We start from the raw sequence: 18469 nt of genomic DNA on the forward strand, positions 1-18469 counted from the left end.
TTTTTAAAGTCCTTTAAAAGACCCCGCCTCTGTGGCGGGCGACAATCCCTGCAACGATAACGCAGGGATTTTTTTATGCCCAAATTGTTTGAAATCTTTAAGTCCGGCACACGCACAGACCACAACGGCCGCCGCATCACCATCAGCGACGGCGATGTGGCGCAGGCTGCTGCGGCCTACGACCCGGCTCTGTTCCAAGCGCCGATTGTTATCGGCCATCCGCACAGCACCGCCCCGGCCTACGGCTGGGTGGGCAGCCTGAAAGCCGACGGCGGCGTGTTGAGCGCGGACTTCGCGCAGATGGACGAAGGCTTTGTGGATTTGGTTAAGGCCGGCCGCTACAAAAAAGTGTCGGCGAGCTTTTATCCGCCCGACAACCCGAACAACCCCAAGCCCGGCGTGTGGTATCTGCGCCATGTCGGTTTCTTGGGCGCGGTGCCGCCCGCCGTCAAGGGTTTGGCCGCGATTGATTTTGCCGAAGACGACGGCGCGGTGTCGTTCGGCGGAGCAGATGAACCCGCGCCACCCGAAAACCCTTTATCCGATTTACCCGAACATGAACACAAGGAGACCCCTATGTCGCCCGAAGAATTGCTGGCGCAGGAAAAAGCCGCCCGTGAAGCTGCCGAAGCGCGCGCAGCCGATGCGGTAGCGGAGTTAGAAAAGCTCAAAGCCGAGCAAGAGCGCGATTTGCGCGACGCGGCGCACCAGCGCAATACCGACTTTGCCGAAGGCTTGGTAAAAGAAGGCCGTCTGAAACCTGCCGACAAGGATTTGGCGGTGCGCGTATTGGACTTTGCCGAATATCCCGAGCATTACACGGTGGAATTTGGCGAGAACACATTAACCGAAGCCTTGCGCAGCTTTTTCAGCAACCTGCCGAATATGGCGTTAAACAGCCATCTGGCCAAAGGCCGCCCGACCGTGAAACCGGCAGGCCTGTCCGCCGACTTTGCCGAAGCCGCCGACCCCGAAGCCCTGAGCCATCACGAACGCGCGTTGGCTTTGGCTGAAAAAGAAGGCATTGATTACGCCGAGGCGGCGCGCCGCACGGCTGCCGTTTAAACCAAAAGTTGCGACACCGCAACATTTCAAAAGGAAAAAAACATGAGTACTGCCCATTTGAAACAACTGCGCGGCCAGGTCGATCCGGTATTGACCCAACTCGCCCTCGGCTACAAGCAGGCCGACTTTATCGCCGAACGCGTGTTCCCGGTGGTGTTTACCGATAAGGAAGGCGTGCGCGTGCCGGTATTCGGCAAGGGTTCGTTTGTGGAATACGACACCGAACGCGCGGTGGGCGCGGCCTCCAACATCATCACGCTGGACAGCCCGGGCTATCTGCCGGTGGTGCTGGAAGAGCACGATTTGGCGGCGGGTGTGGACTACCGCGAGCAGGCCGAAAGCCAATACGACGAACGCGCCAAGGCCACGCGCCGCGCGGTCAAGGGCGTGCAGCTGCGCCAAGAAATCGAAACGGCGCGCCTGCTCTCCGGCAAGGCGGCTTACGAATCCGGCCACAGCAAAGATTTGGCGGCCGCAAGTGCGCAATGGAGCGATGCGGGTGCCGATGTGCTGTCTGAAATTGCCGATGCCAAAGAAGTGGTACGCGCCGCCTGCGGCGTAACCCCGCGCGTGTTGGTGGTGGGCGCGAGCGTATTGCACGCTTTGCAGAAAAACGAAGCCCTGCGCGGCGCATTGGGTTCGCAGGAGCGTAAAACGCTGCTGAGTACCGAGCAAATCCGCAATCTGTTGGATTTGGACGACATCATCGTCGGCGGTGCGGTATCGACCCCGCACGCCAAAAAGCAGACCGCCGATGTATGGGGCAAGTTTGCCAGCCTGATTGTGCGCCCGAATGCGGCTTCAGGCGGTAACGATGAGGGCGAGCCGAGCTTCGGCTACACCTTCCGCCGCCGCGGCATGCCGCTGGTCGACCGCTACGAAGAAGTGGGCGGCAAGGTGGAATACGCCCGCTACACCGACATCCGCAAAGCGGCGGTGGTGGGCTCGACTTGCGGCTTTTTGTTTGAAAAAGCGATTGCTTAAACCCTTTTCAGGCTGCCTGAAACCCTTTCGGGCAGCCTATGGAGAACATCATGGCACAAACCAAACAAGTGGTTTTAACCACTACCGTCAAAGCAGCCAGTCCGATTGTGGCCAACCGCTTTGTGAATTTTGAAAACAAACAGGCCAAAGCCGGTGAAGCGGTGTTGGGCGTGTCGCCTTACGACTGCGATGAAGGCGATACCGCCGCGGTCGACGTCATCGGCATTGCGCTGGTGGAGGCAGGCGGCGCAGTAGCGGCCGGTGTGGAAGTAGGCGCAGACGCACAGGGCTGCGCGGTAACGGGTGCGGCAAAAGTTGCGGGCACGGCATTGACCGCTGCCGAAGCGGCGGGCGACATCATCCGCGTATTGCTGAAAGGTTAAACGTTATGGCTAAGATTTATATTGCCAACACGCCGCTGATTCTGCAGGACGAAGCGGGTAAAGACTTCCGCGTGGAAACGGGCGAAGCGGTGGAACTGACCGACGCGCAGTACGAAGCGGTGGCGGCGCACGTTAGCCCTACTTTGACCACCGGCGAAGAATTGGACGCGCAGCAGGCGGAAGCGGCTGCGGAAGTTTCAGACGGCCAGCCGTCCGAAACCGAAGCGGAAACTGAACCTGCCGACACCGGCAAACCCAAACGCGGCTCCCGCCGCACCAAGACGGAGTAAGCCGTGTACATCAGCCGCGAAGATTTGGCCGCCGCCGTCAGCCGCACCGAGCTCATCCAGCTATCCAATGACGACGGCTACGGCAGCGAGCCCGACTGGGCCATCGTCGACCGCGCCATTGCCTACGCCTGCGAGCTGGCCGACGGCTATCTGATGGGGCGTTATACCCTGCCGCTCGACCCCGCGCCCAGCCTGCTGCGCCCGATTTGCACGGATATTGCCAGATGGTGGCTGCACCAGCGGCGGATTAACACGGCGGACTTTCCCAAGCCGCTGGAAGCGGCGCACGCCAACGCGGTGAAGCTGTTGGAGCAAATCCGCGACGGCAAAATCCATTTGGGCGTGCGCGTCGGCGATACCGCCGAACCGTCCGGCGGTGCGGTGGAGCAGGCGCACGGCGAGCGCGGCGCGTATCAGGTGCGCGCCAACAGTCGGCAGGATTGGAGCGGCTACTGATGGCTTCGACCCGACCGATACTGCTTGCCCTGCGCGAGCATTTGCAGGCGGCCTTGCCCGATTACGCGGTGGAGCTGTTTCCCGACAATCCAGCAAGCTACCGCTTTATCCACCCCAAGGGCGCGGTGCTGGTGGGCTATCAGGGCAGCCGTTTCAGCCGCCCCGACGGGCTAGGTATGATAGGCCAGCAGCGCGACATCACGCTGCACCTGACCGTGTTCGGACGCGGCCTGCACCACGACGGCGCGGCTTTGGATTTGCTCGACGCGCTCAGGCTGGCCGTTACCGGTTACGCCCCGCCGCATTGCCTGCCCTGCCATCTGCTCTCGGAAGCCTTCCTGAGCGAAGACGGCGGCGCATGGCAGTATGAACTGCGGGTGCAGACCGAAACGCAGCAGGTGCAGGTGTGCACGGATGAAAACCTGCCCAAATTTATTGCCGCCCGCTACCGCCGCGACGGCCAAGCATTAGATACCGATTTAAAACCCAACCAGCCATAGGAGATTGAAACATGGCAGCAGCATTCCACCACGGCACGGAGACCATCCGCATCGACGGCGGCTCCAACCCCGTTTACACCGTTGACGGCGCGATTACCGCCATCGTCGGCACCGCTCCGGCGGGCGCGGTCAACGAACTGACCGTATGCCAAACCAAAAAAGACTTCGCACAGTTCGGCACGCAGACCGGCCAAGGCTTCACGCTGCCCGATGCGGCGCACATCTTTACCCGCTACGGCTCGGGCATCGCCTATGTGGTCAACGTGTGCGACCCCGACAAACACAAAACCATGGTACAGGGCGAGGCTTTGGCAGTTGATGCCGACACCCTGACCGCCCGCACCGCACATATCGCGCTGCAAGCGGGCTACACCGTGCGCGACGGCGGCGCGGAATTGGGCGAAGGCGCGGATTACACCATCGATGCCGCCGCAGGCGGAATCGTGTTTAAAACCAAGCCGGACAATCCGACTATCGACTACACCTACACCGACCCGGCCAAAGTTACCGAAGCCGATATTCTCGGTGGTTTTCAGGCAGCCACGGGCAAGCGCACCGGCTTGGAATTGCTGACCGAAGGCTTCAACCGCTTCGGCGCGGACGCGAAAATCATCATCGTGCCCGAATACGACCAAACCGCAGCCTGCGCCGCGGCCATGATTGTGCTGGCGGAAAAACTCCACGCCGTCGCCTATATCAACGCCCCCAAAGGCACCGGCCTGTCGCAGGCGATGGAAGGACGCGGCCCGAACGGCAGCATCAACTTCAATACGTCCAGCGACCGCGCCCAGCTCTTCTATCCGCACGTTACCGGCCTGCTCGGTACGGAAGCCTTGGCCACCCATGCCGCCGGCCTGCGCATGAAAACCGATGTGGAAAACGGCTATTGGTTCAGCATTTCCAACCGCGAGCTTTTGGGCGTAACCGGCGTGGAAACCGGCCTGACCGCCCGCGCCGACGACCCGCAGAGCGAAACCAACCGCCTCAACGAAAAAGGCATTACCACCGTCTTCAACAGCTACGGCACGGGTTACCGCATGTGGGGCAACCGCTTGGCGTGTTTCCCGACCGTCAGCCATATCAAAAACTTCGAAACCGCACAACGCACCGGCGATTTGATTGACGAGAGTATCCGCCGTGCCGAGCTGCAATACATCGACCGCCCGATTGACGACGCGCTCTTGGACAGCTTGGTGGAAACCGTGCGCACCTATCTGGGCACGCTGCGCTCCATCGTCGGCTTCAACGTCGGCTTGGATTACGACTACGATTTGGCAGATTCGTTCAGCAAAGGCCAAGTGCCGATTGTGTACGACTACACGCCCAAGCTGCCTGCCGAGCGCATTACCAATACCAGCGTGATGACCCGCAAATATCTGGCCAACCTCGTCAGCGGTAATTAAGAAAGGATTAAACGATGAGCCAAATCAACGCCATCTACAATGCCAACGTCTATATCGACGGCAACAACCTCTTGGGCAAAGCCGCCGAATTCAAACTGCCGGAAATGGAAATCGGGCAGGACGAATTCAAAGGCTTAGGCTTAGCAGGCACCATCAAACTGCCCAACGGCGTGGAAGCCCTCGAAGGCGAAATCACATGGAACAGCTTCTTTCCCGAAGTCGCCAAACGCGCCTCGCACCCGTTCAAATCGGTGCAGCTGATGGTGCGCGCCAACTACCAGACCTTCGACGCGCGCGGCCTGGCGCAGGAAGTGCCGCTGGTGACCTTTGTAACCGTGATGTTCAGCAAAAACGCGCTGGGCGGCTACAAACCCAAAGAAAAAGCCGAGTTCTCCAGCACCTACCAAGCCACCGAAATCCGCCAAATGCTCGACGGGCGCGAAGTGCTGTATTTCAACGCCTTTACCAACACTTACCGCGTGGACGGCCAAGACGTACTCAGTCAGATGCGTAAGAACATCGGCGCGTAGCCCTGCCACACCGAACCCCGGAACAAGAAACACCCTGCTTTACGGCAGGGTGTTTTTTTAAAGGCGTTTAAAAGCCGCACCTTTACAGACGGCCTAAACTGGTGCCTGAAACGCGGGATTGTTCCGGCCGGACCCGCACGGCCTGTTTTGAAAAAGGATTGCAAAAATGACTGAGAAAAACGAATCGCAAAAGCTGCAGGAGCAACTGGGCATCGGTAAGGAAATCGTACTGGTTGAGCCGCTTGATACGCCGACCGGCAAAGTGGAGAAGCTGACGCTGCGCCGTGTGAAAGTGAAAGACTACAAGCGCGCCGCCGAACAGTATCCGGACAATGCCGCCTTGCAGCAGCTGGCGACTCTGTCGCTGGCCAGCGGTCTGATGGAAGAAGATTTTGACAACCTGTGCTGGGAGGATTACCAGCAAATCAGCAAATTTTGTCTTGGCGTTTGATTGGGAGGCGTTTTATCAGGCAGCAGCCGATTTAGCTTGGTGGTTCGGCTTTTCGCCGGGCGACTTGGACGGGCTGTCGCCTGATGAGATTGTGGCTTGGCAACGCCAAGCCAACAGACAGATTAAAGCGAAGTATTCGAAACTTTAGCGGCTTTGGCAGCTTTGGCTTGGGCGCGCTCTTCAAGGAAATTGCGGCGCGCCCGAAGCCACCACGCTGCAAGCATACCTATAACGGCAGCAATGATACCGATACCTGTGCCGAATATAAGCATGACGGCAACAGTAACCGCAGCAGCAATGAGAAAGCTACCTCCGGCTATCCATAGAGATAGAAATACTGCTATGCAGGACACAGCAATAACGGTAACGGTAACACCTTCGGCAACATTCATATAAGTGTTGTCTGTACGCATTCTATTTCCTTTCCTATAACTGTATTTTTAGCGCAGGTATCCGACAATGTCAAAAGAATTGTTAGTCGGCGTCGTGATCGGCGCATCCCTTAAAGCCGGTTTTGCAACAGTTTTCGGGCGGGCGGAGCAGACCGTCAAGGCTCTGGGCAGCGAAATCAAAAACGCGACCAAGATGCAGGAGCAGTTCGGCCGCGCCCTGCGTGCGCGCCAAGCACTCAACCCCACCCACAACCTTGCCAAAGAATCCCGTGCCTATGCCGAACTGAGTATGTCCATCAAACGGGCAACCGTCGCGCAAAACAATCTGAATCAGGCTTTGGCCAAACAGGCTTCCGCCCGCCAATTCCGCGCCAATCTGCGCTCGGAAATGACGGAAACGGCAGCACATGCCGCCGTGGTTACCGGCCCTGTTATCGGTGCGGTCAAGAAGTTTATGGAGCAGGAAGACGCTTCCGCCGATTTGAAAATCTCCATGATGCGTAAGGACGGCAGCTTCGGCAAGTTCGAGGAAATCGACCGTTTGGCCACGCAGTGGGGTGCGGCACTGCCCGGTAATAAAACCGACTTTACCAACATGGTAAAAGACCTGAAAAGTCAGGGTATTTCCGACGACACCATTATCAACGGCGGCGGTCTGGCAACCGCACAATTAAATGTAGTTATGGACATTCCGATTTCCGACGGCAGTTTCTTTGCCAAAAACATGGAAGCACACGGTATCAAGGAAAGCGAGTTACTGCCGTCTGCTGACCTGACCCAACGCGCTTATTTTGCTGCAGGCTTGAGCAAAGAAAATATGTTTGGTGCGATGAAATACTATGCACCATTAACCAACATACTCGGCTATACAGGGCTGGAGCATCAAAAAAAGATTTATGCCGTTGAGGGTATGGCCGCGACCAAAGGTGTCGAGGATACTCAATTCGGTACAAACTTTGCCTCCTTCTTAACTCGGCTCTCCAAAGGTCCTGCAAACTTGGAATCTGCCAAAACAGGGACAAAAGGCAAACTGAAAAACATGATGCAGGATGCGGGCGCAGAGTTTAATTTCTTCAACCCTGACGGCACGATTAAAGACTTAAGGGAAATTACAGGAATCTTAGAAACCGAATTCGGCAAAATCAAAGCGAAATACGGCGACAAAGGTGTAATGGATATTTCCGATGCAATGTTTGGACCGGAGGGCAACCGTGTAGCATCTAACCTGATTCAGCAAGGTGTTAAAGGCTTTGACGAAATGATAGCCAAAATGGACGACCAAGCCTCCATTCACGACCGCATTAAAGTCAAAACCAACACCTTGTCTTCGGCTTTCGAAGCCTTGGGCGGCGTTGCGGAGAATACGGCTGCCATTTTTGGAGGAATTTTCGCAGAGGATTTGAAGGGTTTGGCTACCGGTTTTCAAAACCTGATGGAAAACCATATTGCCCCTTTTATCCAAAACAATAAAGCCGTCATTAAATGGCTTTTGGGTTTGGCCGGCGGTTTTTTATTGCCAAAATGGCTATCTTGGCATTTGCCTACGGTATCTCTATGACTGCTATGCCATTCCACGCATTTATGGTATCCATCGCCAAATTCAAAGCCCTAAAAGCCCTGTACGGTCTGTTCCGTGCCGGACAAATCAGCAAAGGTGTGGCGGTGTTCCGCGCATTGGGCATGTCTGCCACGGGTGCGGCCACGGCGGCAAAATGGCTGACGCTGGCCATGCGGCCGCTGGGTGCGGTATTCGGTATGCTGGCCAAATTACCCGGTGTCCGCCAACTCGGTATGGGGCTGCTGTGGCTTAAAAACATTGTGGTCTTCATCGGCCGCTCGCTGCTGACGACCGTCCCCGGATTTGCGGTACTGGCCGTAGCCGCCTTGCTGATTTACAAATACTGGCAGCCGATTAAGGCGTTTTTTGCAGGACTGTGGGAGGGGTTGAAGCAGGGACTGGCTCCGATTGCACCGATGTTCGAGGGTTTGTCCGGCGTGTTTTCGGGGTTGTGGTCAACAATCCAGCCGTTTGTGCAGCCAATTATCGACTGGTTCACGGAGTTTTTCAGCATTACCCAAGCAGCCGAAGGCGGCGTGCGCAGTTTCGGCGAATCGGTCGGCTTGTGGATAGGCGAAAAGATTTCTGCCGTGGTGTCTTGGATAACCGAAAGGGTCGAAGCAATCAAAACCGCTTTTGACGGTGGTTTGGCAGGTATCGGCGCATTGATACTCAACTGGTCGCCCGTCGGCCTCTTCTATCAGGCTTTTGCGGCGGTTATGGACTATTTCGGCATCGAGATGCCGGCCAACCTGACCGGCTTTATCTCTGCCGCCATTAACGCGCTCAGCAACCTGATTATGACGTGGTCTCCTGTAACTGCCTTTATGACGGCGTTTCAGGCCGTATGGTCTTGGCTCTCGGGCTTGGGTGCAATCTTTACCGCCTACGGCAGCCAAATGATTGACGGCTTGGTCAACGGCATCAAAGCAGGTGTCGGCCGGGCGGTGGAAGCGGTTCAAGGTGTGGTATCGATGGTTAAATCCGCCTTTACATCCGACCGCAAAGGTATGGCTATCCATTCCCCGAGCCGCGTGTTTATGCGCTACGGCGGATTTATTACCGAAGGTCTGAGCAAGGGTCTGCAACGCGGCGCAGCCGGACCGGTATCGTCTATCGGCGGCATGGCAAATCAGCTGAAACAGCGTTTTTCACGCAGTAGCGGACGGTTGTCAGCCGACTTGTCTGCCGAAATGTCGGCAAACGCCGCAGAATTCGCCCAAGCGCGGCAGCAGCGCGGGCAGGAAACGGCAGCCGCTACTGCGGCAAACGGCAGTATCACAATCAACTTCAATCCTACCATCCACGCCCCCGGCGGCGATACCGCGCAGATTCAGACGGCCTTGCAGATGGGTTTGCGCGAGTTTGAAGAGCTGTTCCGCAGGATGATGGCGGACAGGGAACGGAGGGCATATTGATGCCGTTGGTTTCAACCCTCACCCCCAGCCCTCTCCCGGTTGGGAGAGGGGGACGATGTGCCGCTACGCGGGGTGTATTGATTGGGAGGGCATATTGATGTACGCACAACTGGGAGATGTACGCTTCGAACTGTTGCAGGGTTTCGAACGGCTGGAGGCGCGGCACGAGGCGAGGTTTGCCAAGCACGAGGTGCTGGCCGGACGGCCGCGTTTGCAGGCGGTGGGCAACGAACTGACCGAGCTGCGTATCGGCATCAGGCTGCATTGGCTGCTGGGTAATCCCGATACGGCCTATAAAGGTTTGCTGACCGCTTTGGAGGCGCAGCAGGCGGTGTCGCTGGTATTCGGCAGCGGCAGGTTTGTCGGCTGGTTTGTGATTGAACGGCTTTCCGAGCGCACGCTGATTCAGGACGGCAAAGGCCGCACGGCGGCGCGTGAACTGGATGTGAAGCTGACCGAGTTTGTCGGCGACCCGAACAATCCGCTGCCGACCCCGGGCATCGCGCAGGCGGGCAAAAACCCGCTGCTGGGGCTGCTGCCCGAATCGGTGCAGGCGCAGGCTTCCGACCTGATGCAGGCGGTGGAGACGGGCATCAAAATCTACCGGGAGGCGGAAAGCGGCGTGCGCGATTTGCAGCGGCTGGCCGGTGCGGTGCGCGAGCTTAAAAACGACCCGGCAGGCGCGTTGAATATGCTGGGCGAGGCTCTGGAGACCGGGAGCGGCGTATTGGGCCGTCTGAACAATCTGCCGCAGGTAACATCGCTCATCGGTGATTTGTCGGGCGCGGCAGAGATGGCGGCGCAGGCTTCGCAGGCGGCTTCGGAATTGGGCGGTGCGGCGGCTTCTGCACGGGCTGCATTTGAGAGCGGCAATCCGCTTGATTGGCTGGAAGGCGGCGCAGACGCGGTGGAACGGGCGGGCGGCGCATTGGCAGACGGTGCGGCGGCGGTGGAAACGCTGACCGCATGGCTTGCGGTACGGAGGGACATCTGATGAGTGCGGTTATCCGCTACACCACGCGCGACGGCGACCGCTGGGACTTAATCGCGCACAAGCATTACGGCAACGCGCTTATGACAGACGGGCTGATGGCGGCCAATCCGCACCTGCCCTTGGCCGAAGAGTTTAAAAGCGGTTTAACCGTGTTTGTGCCGGTGTTGGAACACAAACCGCAAAACAGCCAAGCGGCGATGCCGCCGTGGATGCGGTAATTGCAGACGGCCTGAAAGGACACAACAATGGACGCTTTGGGCGCATTTTTAAAACTGAACGGCTTCACAGGCAGCGGCAGCAGCCATCCCGTAACCCGCCCCGACTTTGTAATTAAGTATGAGCAGAAAGACATCACCGGCGAGATTTCGCCCTATCTGATTTCGTTCGGCTATACCGATTATTTGGGCGAGCAGTCCGATGAACTGCAGGTGGAATTTGAAGACACCGATGGCCGCTGGCTGCGCGGCTGGTATCCCGAACACGGCGACCGTCTTTCTTTAAGCATGGGCGACCAATTCACGGGCTTGGTGGATTTGGGTTTCTTCGAGATTGCCGAAATCGAATACAGCACCACCCCGAGCGTGGTCATCCTGAAAGCCTTGTCCACCGGCATTACCAAAGCCAACCGCCGGCTGCAACCGCGTGCCTACGAAAAAACCACACTGGCGAAAATCGTGCGCGAAGTGGCAGGCCGTCTGAAACTCAAGCCCGACGGCGAGGTGCGCGACATCAAAATCGAACGCGTTACCCAGTATCAGGAGCGCGATGTCGAGTTTCTGACGCGGCTGGCGCGGCAGTACGGGCATACGTTTAAAATCGTCGGCGACAAGTTGGTGTTTACCGACAATGTGAAGCTGGCCGAACGAGAGGCGGTGGCGGTATTGCTGCCCGAAGACATCACGCGCCTGCGACTGCGCGATTTGATTAAGGGTGTGCCGGACAAGGCGGTGGTGTCGGGCTACGATGCCAAAAAGAAAAAGGCTTTTACCGCCACGCGCAAAGCCAAGCCGCGCCGGGCGAAAGCCAAGCGCGCAGCCAGCGGCGACACGCTGCGGATTATACCTAACAAGGGCGAGAGCCAAGACCAGACCAACGCCCGCGCCGATGCCGCCCTTGCCGCCGCGCAGGACGAGCAAATCGCGGGCAACGTGTCGTTGTTCGGCAACGCGCTCTTGGTGGCCGGACAGGTGGTGGAGCTTAAAAACCAAGGCAAATTCAGCGGCCGCTATCTGGTCAAACAGGCGCGGCACGATTTCAGACGGCATTCCGGCTACACCACGGAATTGGAAATCAAAATGGTGGAATACATTCCCGAAACCCCCGAACCCCCCGAAACGGAGCGCAATAATGAAACAGCAGACAACCCATGATTTCGGCGCAACCCTGCAATTCGGTATTGTGGCGGCGGTGGACGAAGCCGGCCACAACCTGCGCGTGCGCCTACCCGCCTTGGAAGACATGGAAACCGACTGGCTGCCGATGATTACCTTTGCGGCGGGCGGCAATCAATTTTACAGCCTGCCCGACGAGGGCGAGCAGGTGGTGTGCCTCTTGGACGCACAGGGAGAGAGCGGCGCGGTGCTGGGTGCGACCTACAACGCCGCCGACAAACCGCCCGCCGCGAGCAAAGATATGTGGGTGCGCCGGTTTAAAAACGGCACGGTCATCGAACATGACCGCAAAACGGGTGATGTGCGGGTCAAGACTTCGGGCGTGGTTACGATTGATGCCGATGCGGTGGTGGAAAAAACGCTGACGGTAAACGGTCTGCTCACTTATACCGCAGGCATGAGCGGTTCGGGCGGCGGCGGAGCTTCGGCCATGATTGACGGTGCGGTTCATGCGACGGGCGACATTACGTCCGGCGGCATCAGCCTGCCCAACCACACCCATCCGGGCGATTCGGGCGGTACCACCGGCAAACCTCAATAAAAAAACCGCCCGCATGGGTGCGGGCGGAAAACAGATGTTTTTTTATGCGGTTATTGACTGAAATACAGGATTAGGGCTAATATTGCTTTCAAGGCATCAGCCTTAACCGTGATTTTCAGAACAAACCGCTTTGACCGTAGGTAGATCTGAATCACATATCTCACCTCCTTTAAGGGGTGTGATTTGCAAACCAGCCCCGACGGCCATCGGGGCTTTTTTGCAACCCCGTACGGATTATCATACAAACAGATAGAACCACGCAATCTTTAAAGCCGTTTAAAAGCCTTTCAGACGGCATTTTGCCAAAATCCCTGCAACCGATTATTCAGTTGCAGGGATTTTTTATGCGCTTCGACCACCCCGTATCCACCCACTGGCAGATTGCCCCCGACGGCAGCGGCATCACGCAGGGTGCGGACGACATCGGCCTGTGCATTCACAACATTTTGTCCACCCGCAAAGGTGCGGACGTAACCCGTCCCGATTTCGGCAGCAGCCATTTTGATTACATCGATACGCCGGAAGACGTGTTTGTCCCCAATGCCGTGCGCGAAGTGGTGCGGGCGGTGCAGACATGGGAGCAACGCGCGGTAGTGGAAGAGGTAACGTTTGGCGGTAATGCGCCGCACATCGTGATGACCGTGCATTGGCGCGTGGCGGACGATGTGGGCGGCGAAGTGTACCGCACCGGTTTGGATTTGGAGGCGGCGGCATGGATTTGAGCAAACTGAAGCGCGAAGACGTAAAAGCGGTGGAAGACGATTTGGCGGCGGTACTGGCCGCAACCATCGCCGATTACGAAGCGCGCAGCGGCAAAACCCTGCAACCGGCTCATATCGAGCGGCTGCTGATTAACACCTATGCCTACCGCGAAACCCTGACCCGCAAGGCACTCAACGAAGCCTACCGCCAGCAGCACCCGCGCTTTGCCACGGGGCTGATGCTCGACATCTGCGGCGACGATGTGAACACGCCGCGCCTGCAGGCTTCCGCCGCACGCTGCACCATCCGCTTTTCGGCGGATGCGGCGGCATTGGCAGGGATTCAGACGGCCTTTATCCCGGCCGGCACTCCGGTATCGGCGGGCGAAGTATCGTTTGCCACCGCAGAAGCGGCGGTACTGACCGCCGAACGCCCCACAGCATCGGTAGAGGCCGTCTGCACCCAGAGCGGCGCAATCGGCAACGGCTGGTCGGCCGGACAAATCAACTCATTGGAAACACAGCCCGCAGCCGGAGTGGAAATCAAAGCCGCCAACATTACCGTACCGTCGGGCGGCGCGGATGTGGAAAGCGACGAAGACTACCGCCGCCGCATCCTGCTCGCGCCCGAGAGTTTCAGCGTGGCCGGGCCCGTGGGTGCGTATGAGTATTTCGCCCGCGCCGTCAACCAAACCATCTGTGACGTGTACGTCGACAACCCCAAAACTGCAGACGGCCAGCCCGTCGGCGGGCAGGTGCGCGTAACCGTACTGACCAAAACCGGTATGCCGTCCGAAGAACTGCTGAACCAAGTACGCGAAGCCTTATCCGCCGAACGCCGCCGCCCCTTGTGCGATTCGGTTACGGTGGCCGCCCCGACGGCGGTGGATTACGCGCTGGATGCCGAGCTGGTTTTATACACCGGAGCCGACCCCGACAAAGTCGTTGCAGCCGCCAAAAGCGCATGGGCGGAATACGAAGCCGCAAGACGTGAAAAACTGGGGCTGGACATCGTACCGCTGGATATTCAGACGGCATTGAAAGTAGACGGCGTGTACAACGTCATCCTGCGTTCCCCGACCCTGCGCGTGGTGGCATCCGGCCAATGGGCGCGCTGCACGTCGGTACGCATCACCGCCGCCGCGCAGCAGCAGGAGGGGTAAACCGTGGCCAAACTCTCCTACGCCGACATCATCGAACGCGACCAACGCTACAAAATGCTGGCCGACTTGGGTTTGCGCCTGTCCGACATCGAAGCGGCGAAACTCATGCCGCGGCTGGTACATCTGGTTGCACCCGAACATCTGGACCTGCTGGCCGAGAGCCGCAGCATTTTGGGTGCGGACGGCTACTGGCTGGCGGAATCCGACCAAGCCCGCCGCCGTCTGATTAAAGGCGCGTACGAGCTGCACCGCTACAAAGGCACGCCGTGGGCCATCCGCGAAATTGTGCGACGGCTGGGCTTCGGCGAAGTGGAAATCATCGAAGGCATGGGCAACAAACGGCACGACGGCGAAATCACGCGCAACGGCCGCTACGCCCACGGCCACAGCGACCGCTGGGCGCACTACCGCGTCATCATGAGCCACCCGGTTACCAACGGACAGGCAGCCCTGCTGCGCCACACCCTGCGCGCTTTCGCTCCCGCCCGCTGCGTACTGGCCGCGCTCGACTATCAGGCATCCGCCGTACGCCACAACGGAAAAATCACCCGCGACGGCCGCTTCAACCGCGGCACGGCGTAACACAAGGAAAGAAAACATGGCAAACCTAGTAGAAACCAACCGCTGGGAAGCGGGCATTTACCAGTTTGAAACCTCCGACCCCGTGATGGGCGGCCCCAACGGCATCGACAACCGCCCCACGCGCGAGCTGGCCAACCGCACCCTGTGGCTCAAAACCGAGCTGGCGAAAGCCGTACAGAGCATAGGCAGCAACAAAACCGCCGCCGATGCCGCCTACGCCCGCAAAACCACCGCATTGACCGCAGGCGCGGGGCTGACGGGTGGCGGCACGCTGGGCGGCAACGTCTCGTTCTCGCTCGGCACACCGTCCGACCTGACCGAAAACAGCACCAGCGAATCCGTCAGCAATACCCACAGCCACAAGCTGCCACGCGCCTCCACCTCTGCACGAGGCATCGTCAAGCTCAACAACACCCTGACCGGCACCGCTGCCGACGAAGCCCTGACCGCTGCACAGGGCAAAGCCCTCAAAGCCCTGATTGACGGCGTATCAGACGGCAGCTTCAAGCTGCGCGGCGAAATCCCCGCTACCCAAAACCTCAATGGATTGAGCGCGCCCGACCAAACCGGCGTATGGCACCAGTCGGCCAATGCACGCTCGCTGCCCGGGCTGAATTATCCCGTGCAATACGCGGGTACGTTGTTTGTTTTACCCGCCGTGGCAGGCGGTACACAAGTCTATATCCCGTACAACAATACGGGTATTTGGACGCGCACCCAAACATCGGGCAGCAGCGGCTGGAACGCATGGAAGCAACTCGGCAGCGACAAAGCCGCCCAATCCGTCGTGATGAATGCCGGAAACGGTCTGACCGGTGGCGGCGATTTGAGTCAAAGCCGTACCCTGACACTCGGCATACCGTCAAGTATCGGCGCAACCAGTACCAACAGTGTCGGCAGCAACACCCACAGCCATGCCGTCGATAAGGCCAGCACCACACAGGCAGGCATCGTCAAACTGAACAACAGCCTGACTTCGGACAGTACGGTTGAAGCACTGACAGCCGCACAGGGTAAGGCTTTAAAAGGCTTAACCGACGGCAAACTTGGCAACAGTGGCAACCAAACCCTGACTAACGGCGTACTCAATATCCAGCGCAATGCATGGGAAAAACTGCGTTTTACCAATCCGGACGGCAGCTTCTGGCGGTTTGAAGCGGAGCCTGTCGGTAACAATGCGAACGGCGCACGGTTTAACTTCGTCTTCAACGGTGCGGGAGGCGGTTCCGAAGTCGGCCGCGTAGCTTTTCCGCGCGTAGAGGGCGGAGAGACGGCAGCGTATCAGAGTTGGGTCAATGCGCGTATTACTGCTGAAAAGCCTTATCTGCAAACCATTAACTACTACGACGACCAAAGCGGCGGCTACGCCCAAACCGGCTTCTATCGCGGCAACGGCGCACAAATCGACGGCAAAAACACGTCGCCGATGGAAATCCACATCGCCCACCCGTCTTACACAAACAATGCCTACGCCCGAGGTATCGGTTTTGCCTACGGCGGCAACTTCGGTTTGTACACCACTTCGTGGGACAAAGACGGCGTGTATCAGGGCATGAAAACCGTGCTGACCGAAGAAAACGGCGTGATGCTCACAGGCAATCAGACAATAGGCGGCGTGAAAACATTGAGCGGCGGCATGCTGAAAATCGACCGTTCCGGCCGCCTTGCCGAAATAGGCGTTGGTGCTGCCGATACCTATTTGATGAACCGCACCAGCAACAAAGCCCTGCAACTCAAAGACGACGGCACGCTCGCATACAGCAACGACAAAATCATGCTGTATTCCGACCGCTCCGATGCGGTAAACCTGAACGACACGTCCAAACTCGCCACCAGCCGCGCCGTCAAAACCGCCTACGACAAAGCGGCGGCAGCCGAAACCGCAGCCGGTTTAGCCGGTCCGGCAGGCACAGTTGCTTTCATTGCAGGTGCTTATGCTCCCGCAGGCTGGCTCAAATGCAACGGCGCGGCAGTCTCCCGTACAACCTACGCCAAACTGTTCGCCGCCATCGGTACGCATTACGGCGCAGGCAACGGCTCGACCACCTTCAACCTGCCCGATTTGCGCGGCGAGTTTATCCGCTGTTTGGATGATGGGCGAGGAGTGGATGTCGGACGTGTTTTAGGCACAGTACAAACCGATGCCATGCAGCAATGGTTTGCGGAACTGACCCTGCAGCGCGCCCAAGTTAACAGGGAAGAAATCGTAAACGGGGCAGTGCAGTTTTTGTCCAGCGACAAAAGTAATGCCATTCCCGGCGGTGGTTGGGCGGTTTCGCGCACCATCATCGGTCCGGCTGTAAATAACTCCGCGCGTACTGCTGCCGAAACCCGCCCGCGCAACATCGCTTTACTGCCCATCATCAAAATCTAATCCCGAAAGGACGACACCATGAACACCCAAATCCAATGGACCAAACCCGTCTGCCAGCTTGACTCTGAAGGCATTTATATCGGACAAACTGAAGCCGAACTGGACGTTTACGCCAAAGACGGCAGCTATCTTGTCCCCGGAGGCTGCATCGAAGCCGAAGCCCCGTCCGAAATCCCCGCAGGCAAAGCCGCCAAATGGAACGGAGAAGGCTGGGACTTTATCGATGACCACCGCGGCCAAACCGCCTACGACACCGCCACCGGCGAAGCCGTCATCATCGAAAAAGCCGGTGCGCTTTCAGACGGCCTCACGCTCGAGCTGCGCCCGTCGGAGTGTCACAAGTGGAACGCTAAAAAGAAACAGTGGCAGCCCGACCCCGACAAACAGGCCGCCAAAAAAGCCACGCTGCAAGCCGCCGCATGGGAACGCATCAAAACGCGCCGCAGCGAAGCCGTGCAGTCGGGCGTGTACGTCGCATCCGTGCAGAAATGGTTTCACAGCGACGCGCCCAGCCGCCAGCAGTACATCTTTTTACGCACCTTGCCCGCGCTGCCCGACAACCTGCAATGGAAAACCATCGACGGCAGCTTCGTACAGATGACCAAGCCGCTGCTGGACGAACTTTCCATGACGCTTTTAACGGCGGAGCAGGCAGACTTTGCCAACGCCGAACGCCACCGCACCGCCATGTTGCAGGCCGACAAGCCCGAAGAATACGACTTCTCCGGCGGTTGGTCGGCCGCCCCCGATATTCAGACGGCCTGAAAACCGTAGGTCGGGCATTTCTGCCCGACACCACCTAAAAAAACAAAGGAAACCGACATGACCCGAGTTTATCTGGCCTGCTACAAAGGCGGCCGCGACTGGACGGGCTGGCAAAACGCGTGGCCGTACCTCAAAGCCCGCACCGCCGACTACCTGATCCGCCTGTTCACGCGCGGGCCGTACAGCCATTGCGAGATTGCCGTATCGGACGGCGGCAGACAATACCGCTGCTACTCCAGCTCCGTGCGCGACGGCGGCGTGCGCCTCAAAACCATGCCGCTGCCGTCTGCAAAATGGGACTTAATCCCGCTGCCGCCCGAAACCGCCGCCCATGCCGCATATCTGTACGAACAAACCCGAGGTGCGGGCTACGACTGGCGCGGCGCATTGGGCACGGTATTGCGCCTGCGCCAAAGCGGCACCCGCTGGTTCTGCTCCGAATGGTGCGCCCGGGCATTACGCCTGCCCGGAGCGTGGACGTACAGCCCGAACGCGCTGGCGGCACGGATGCGGCAACCCGATTTTTAA

At 58.5% G+C, this 18469-nt stretch carries 23 protein-coding genes; 22 read left to right on the top strand and 1 reads right to left on the bottom strand.

Annotated features, from left to right (window positions below; all coding sequences use genetic code 11):
- The first annotated feature begins 75 nt into the window (after nt 1-75).
- The 10 genes from EL111_RS08825 to EL111_RS08870 all read left to right on the top strand — a co-directional run bounded on the left by EL111_RS08825 (nt 76) and on the right by EL111_RS08870 (nt 6210).
- Nucleotides 76-1065: a 2-oxoacid:acceptor oxidoreductase gene (locus EL111_RS08825; protein ID WP_123795588.1), complete on the top strand. Its 990-nt coding sequence runs from the start codon at nt 76-78 to the stop codon at nt 1063-1065.
- A 42-nt stretch (nt 1066-1107) separates the two neighbouring features.
- On the top strand, nt 1108-2049 hold the full coding sequence (locus tag EL111_RS08830; RefSeq protein WP_123795589.1) for a hypothetical protein: 942 nt from the start codon (nt 1108-1110) through the stop codon (nt 2047-2049).
- 50 nt (nt 2050-2099) lie between these two features.
- Nucleotides 2100-2432 carry a DUF2190 family protein gene (locus EL111_RS08835; RefSeq protein ID WP_123795590.1) on the top strand — a complete coding sequence of 111 codons (333 nt, stop codon included), beginning with the start codon at nt 2100-2102 and terminating at the stop codon, nt 2430-2432.
- A gap of 5 nt (nt 2433-2437) precedes the next feature.
- Nucleotides 2438-2722 carry a hypothetical protein gene (locus EL111_RS08840; protein WP_123795591.1) on the top strand — a complete coding sequence of 95 codons (285 nt, stop codon included), beginning with the start codon at nt 2438-2440 and terminating at the stop codon, nt 2720-2722.
- Between the two features lie 3 nt (nt 2723-2725).
- Nucleotides 2726-3178: a gp436 family protein gene (locus EL111_RS08845; protein ID WP_123795592.1), complete on the top strand. Its 453-nt coding sequence runs from the start codon at nt 2726-2728 to the stop codon at nt 3176-3178.
- Complete coding sequence (locus tag EL111_RS08850) at nt 3178-3678, top strand: Gp37 family protein (RefSeq protein WP_123795593.1); 501 nt, start codon at nt 3178-3180, stop codon at nt 3676-3678. Before EL111_RS08845 ends, EL111_RS08850 begins: the two co-directional genes overlap by 1 nt.
- Before the next feature lie 11 nt (nt 3679-3689).
- Entirely contained in the window at nt 3690-5081 is a 1392-nt protein-coding gene (locus EL111_RS08855) for a phage tail sheath family protein (RefSeq protein WP_123795594.1), read from the top strand.
- A 14-nt stretch (nt 5082-5095) separates the two neighbouring features.
- Nucleotides 5096-5611: a phage major tail tube protein gene (locus tag EL111_RS08860; RefSeq protein WP_123795595.1), complete on the top strand. Its 516-nt coding sequence runs from the start codon at nt 5096-5098 to the stop codon at nt 5609-5611.
- A 166-nt stretch (nt 5612-5777) separates the two neighbouring features.
- Nucleotides 5778-6062 (top strand): phage tail assembly protein, encoded by a 285-nt coding sequence (locus EL111_RS08865; RefSeq protein ID WP_123795596.1) that lies wholly within the window; start codon nt 5778-5780, stop codon nt 6060-6062.
- Nucleotides 6052-6210: a GpE family phage tail protein gene (locus EL111_RS08870; protein WP_123795597.1), complete on the top strand. Its 159-nt coding sequence runs from the start codon at nt 6052-6054 to the stop codon at nt 6208-6210. The genes EL111_RS08865 and EL111_RS08870 overlap by 11 nt, the downstream gene beginning before the upstream one ends.
- Here EL111_RS08870 and EL111_RS08875 read toward each other — a convergent pair.
- Nucleotides 6185-6475, bottom strand: a complete 291-nt coding sequence (locus EL111_RS08875; RefSeq protein WP_123795598.1) for a hypothetical protein — start codon at nt 6473-6475, stop codon at nt 6185-6187. The two genes, EL111_RS08870 and EL111_RS08875, sit on opposite strands and share 26 nt — an antisense overlap.
- A 46-nt stretch (nt 6476-6521) precedes the next feature.
- Here EL111_RS08875 and EL111_RS08880 point away from each other — a divergent pair, with 46 nt between their 5' ends.
- The 12 genes from EL111_RS08880 to EL111_RS08940 all read left to right on the top strand — a co-directional run bounded on the left by EL111_RS08880 (nt 6522) and on the right by EL111_RS08940 (nt 18469).
- Entirely contained in the window at nt 6522-8012 is a 1491-nt protein-coding gene (locus EL111_RS08880) for a phage tail tape measure protein (RefSeq protein ID WP_123795599.1), read from the top strand.
- Nucleotides 8009-9430: a phage tail protein gene (locus tag EL111_RS08885; protein ID WP_123795600.1), complete on the top strand. Its 1422-nt coding sequence runs from the start codon at nt 8009-8011 to the stop codon at nt 9428-9430. The genes EL111_RS08880 and EL111_RS08885 overlap by 4 nt, the downstream gene beginning before the upstream one ends.
- A gap of 97 nt (nt 9431-9527) precedes the next feature.
- On the top strand, nt 9528-10424 hold the full coding sequence (locus EL111_RS08890) for a phage tail protein (RefSeq protein ID WP_123795601.1): 897 nt from the start codon (nt 9528-9530) through the stop codon (nt 10422-10424).
- Nucleotides 10424-10642, top strand: coding sequence for a tail protein X (locus EL111_RS08895; RefSeq protein WP_197717753.1), 219 nt, complete (start codon nt 10424-10426; stop codon nt 10640-10642). The genes EL111_RS08890 and EL111_RS08895 overlap by 1 nt, the downstream gene beginning before the upstream one ends.
- Before the next feature lie 27 nt (nt 10643-10669).
- Nucleotides 10670-11794 carry a phage late control D family protein gene (locus EL111_RS08900; RefSeq protein ID WP_123795602.1) on the top strand — a complete coding sequence of 375 codons (1125 nt, stop codon included), beginning with the start codon at nt 10670-10672 and terminating at the stop codon, nt 11792-11794.
- Nucleotides 11772-12356 (top strand): phage baseplate assembly protein V, encoded by a 585-nt coding sequence (locus tag EL111_RS08905; protein ID WP_197717754.1) that lies wholly within the window; start codon nt 11772-11774, stop codon nt 12354-12356. The genes EL111_RS08900 and EL111_RS08905 overlap by 23 nt, the downstream gene beginning before the upstream one ends.
- Before the next feature lie 344 nt (nt 12357-12700).
- Complete coding sequence (locus tag EL111_RS08910) at nt 12701-13078, top strand: GPW/gp25 family protein (RefSeq protein WP_123795603.1); 378 nt, start codon at nt 12701-12703, stop codon at nt 13076-13078.
- A complete protein-coding gene (locus EL111_RS08915; RefSeq protein WP_123795604.1) occupies nt 13069-14220 on the top strand; it encodes a baseplate assembly protein in 1152 nt (383 codons plus the stop codon). The genes EL111_RS08910 and EL111_RS08915 overlap by 10 nt, the downstream gene beginning before the upstream one ends.
- 3 nt (nt 14221-14223) lie before the next feature.
- The gene (locus EL111_RS08920; protein ID WP_123795605.1) at nt 14224-14802 is read left to right on the top strand and encodes a phage tail protein; all 579 of its coding nucleotides are present in this window, start codon (nt 14224-14226) and stop codon (nt 14800-14802) included.
- Between the two features lie 16 nt (nt 14803-14818).
- On the top strand, nt 14819-17176 hold the full coding sequence (locus EL111_RS10590; protein ID WP_162842980.1) for a tail fiber protein: 2358 nt from the start codon (nt 14819-14821) through the stop codon (nt 17174-17176).
- Between the two features lie 18 nt (nt 17177-17194).
- Nucleotides 17195-17941 (top strand): DUF4376 domain-containing protein, encoded by a 747-nt coding sequence (locus EL111_RS08935; protein ID WP_123795606.1) that lies wholly within the window; start codon nt 17195-17197, stop codon nt 17939-17941.
- A 57-nt stretch (nt 17942-17998) separates the two neighbouring features.
- Nucleotides 17999-18469 (top strand): hypothetical protein, encoded by a 471-nt coding sequence (locus EL111_RS08940; protein WP_123795607.1) that lies wholly within the window; start codon nt 17999-18001, stop codon nt 18467-18469.

The organism is Neisseria animalis (assembly GCF_900636515.1).
GTDB lineage: Bacteria > Pseudomonadota > Gammaproteobacteria > Burkholderiales > Neisseriaceae > Neisseria > Neisseria animalis.

Excerpts from the sequence above, each read along its gene's own strand:
- EL111_RS08880 (WP_123795599.1), top strand. The coding sequence starts at position 6,522 with ATGTCAAAAGAATTGTTAGTCGGCGTCGTGATCGGCGCATCCCTTAAA.
- EL111_RS08940 (WP_123795607.1), top strand. The coding sequence starts at position 17,999 with ATGACCCGAGTTTATCTGGCCTGCTACAAAGGCGGCCGCGACTGGACG.
- EL111_RS08840 (WP_123795591.1), top strand. The coding sequence starts at position 2,438 with ATGGCTAAGATTTATATTGCCAACACGCCGCTGATTCTGCAGGACGAA.
- EL111_RS08885 (WP_123795600.1), top strand. The coding sequence starts at position 8,009 with ATGACTGCTATGCCATTCCACGCATTTATGGTATCCATCGCCAAATTC.
- EL111_RS08825 (WP_123795588.1), top strand. The coding sequence starts at position 76 with ATGCCCAAATTGTTTGAAATCTTTAAGTCCGGCACACGCACAGACCAC.
- EL111_RS08850 (WP_123795593.1), top strand. The coding sequence starts at position 3,178 with ATGGCTTCGACCCGACCGATACTGCTTGCCCTGCGCGAGCATTTGCAG.
- EL111_RS08935 (WP_123795606.1), top strand. The coding sequence starts at position 17,195 with ATGAACACCCAAATCCAATGGACCAAACCCGTCTGCCAGCTTGACTCT.
- EL111_RS08830 (WP_123795589.1), top strand. The coding sequence starts at position 1,108 with ATGAGTACTGCCCATTTGAAACAACTGCGCGGCCAGGTCGATCCGGTA.
- EL111_RS08890 (WP_123795601.1), top strand. The coding sequence starts at position 9,528 with ATGTACGCACAACTGGGAGATGTACGCTTCGAACTGTTGCAGGGTTTC.
- EL111_RS08855 (WP_123795594.1), top strand. The coding sequence starts at position 3,690 with ATGGCAGCAGCATTCCACCACGGCACGGAGACCATCCGCATCGACGGC.
- EL111_RS08860 (WP_123795595.1), top strand. The coding sequence starts at position 5,096 with ATGAGCCAAATCAACGCCATCTACAATGCCAACGTCTATATCGACGGC.
- EL111_RS08875 (WP_123795598.1), bottom strand. The coding sequence starts at position 6,475 with ATGCGTACAGACAACACTTATATGAATGTTGCCGAAGGTGTTACCGTT.
- EL111_RS08900 (WP_123795602.1), top strand. The coding sequence starts at position 10,670 with ATGGACGCTTTGGGCGCATTTTTAAAACTGAACGGCTTCACAGGCAGC.
- EL111_RS08915 (WP_123795604.1), top strand. The coding sequence starts at position 13,069 with ATGGATTTGAGCAAACTGAAGCGCGAAGACGTAAAAGCGGTGGAAGAC.
- EL111_RS08910 (WP_123795603.1), top strand. The coding sequence starts at position 12,701 with ATGCGCTTCGACCACCCCGTATCCACCCACTGGCAGATTGCCCCCGAC.
- EL111_RS08835 (WP_123795590.1), top strand. The coding sequence starts at position 2,100 with ATGGCACAAACCAAACAAGTGGTTTTAACCACTACCGTCAAAGCAGCC.
- EL111_RS08895 (WP_197717753.1), top strand. The coding sequence starts at position 10,424 with ATGAGTGCGGTTATCCGCTACACCACGCGCGACGGCGACCGCTGGGAC.
- EL111_RS08905 (WP_197717754.1), top strand. The coding sequence starts at position 11,772 with ATGAAACAGCAGACAACCCATGATTTCGGCGCAACCCTGCAATTCGGT.
- EL111_RS10590 (WP_162842980.1), top strand. The coding sequence starts at position 14,819 with ATGGCAAACCTAGTAGAAACCAACCGCTGGGAAGCGGGCATTTACCAG.
- EL111_RS08865 (WP_123795596.1), top strand. The coding sequence starts at position 5,778 with ATGACTGAGAAAAACGAATCGCAAAAGCTGCAGGAGCAACTGGGCATC.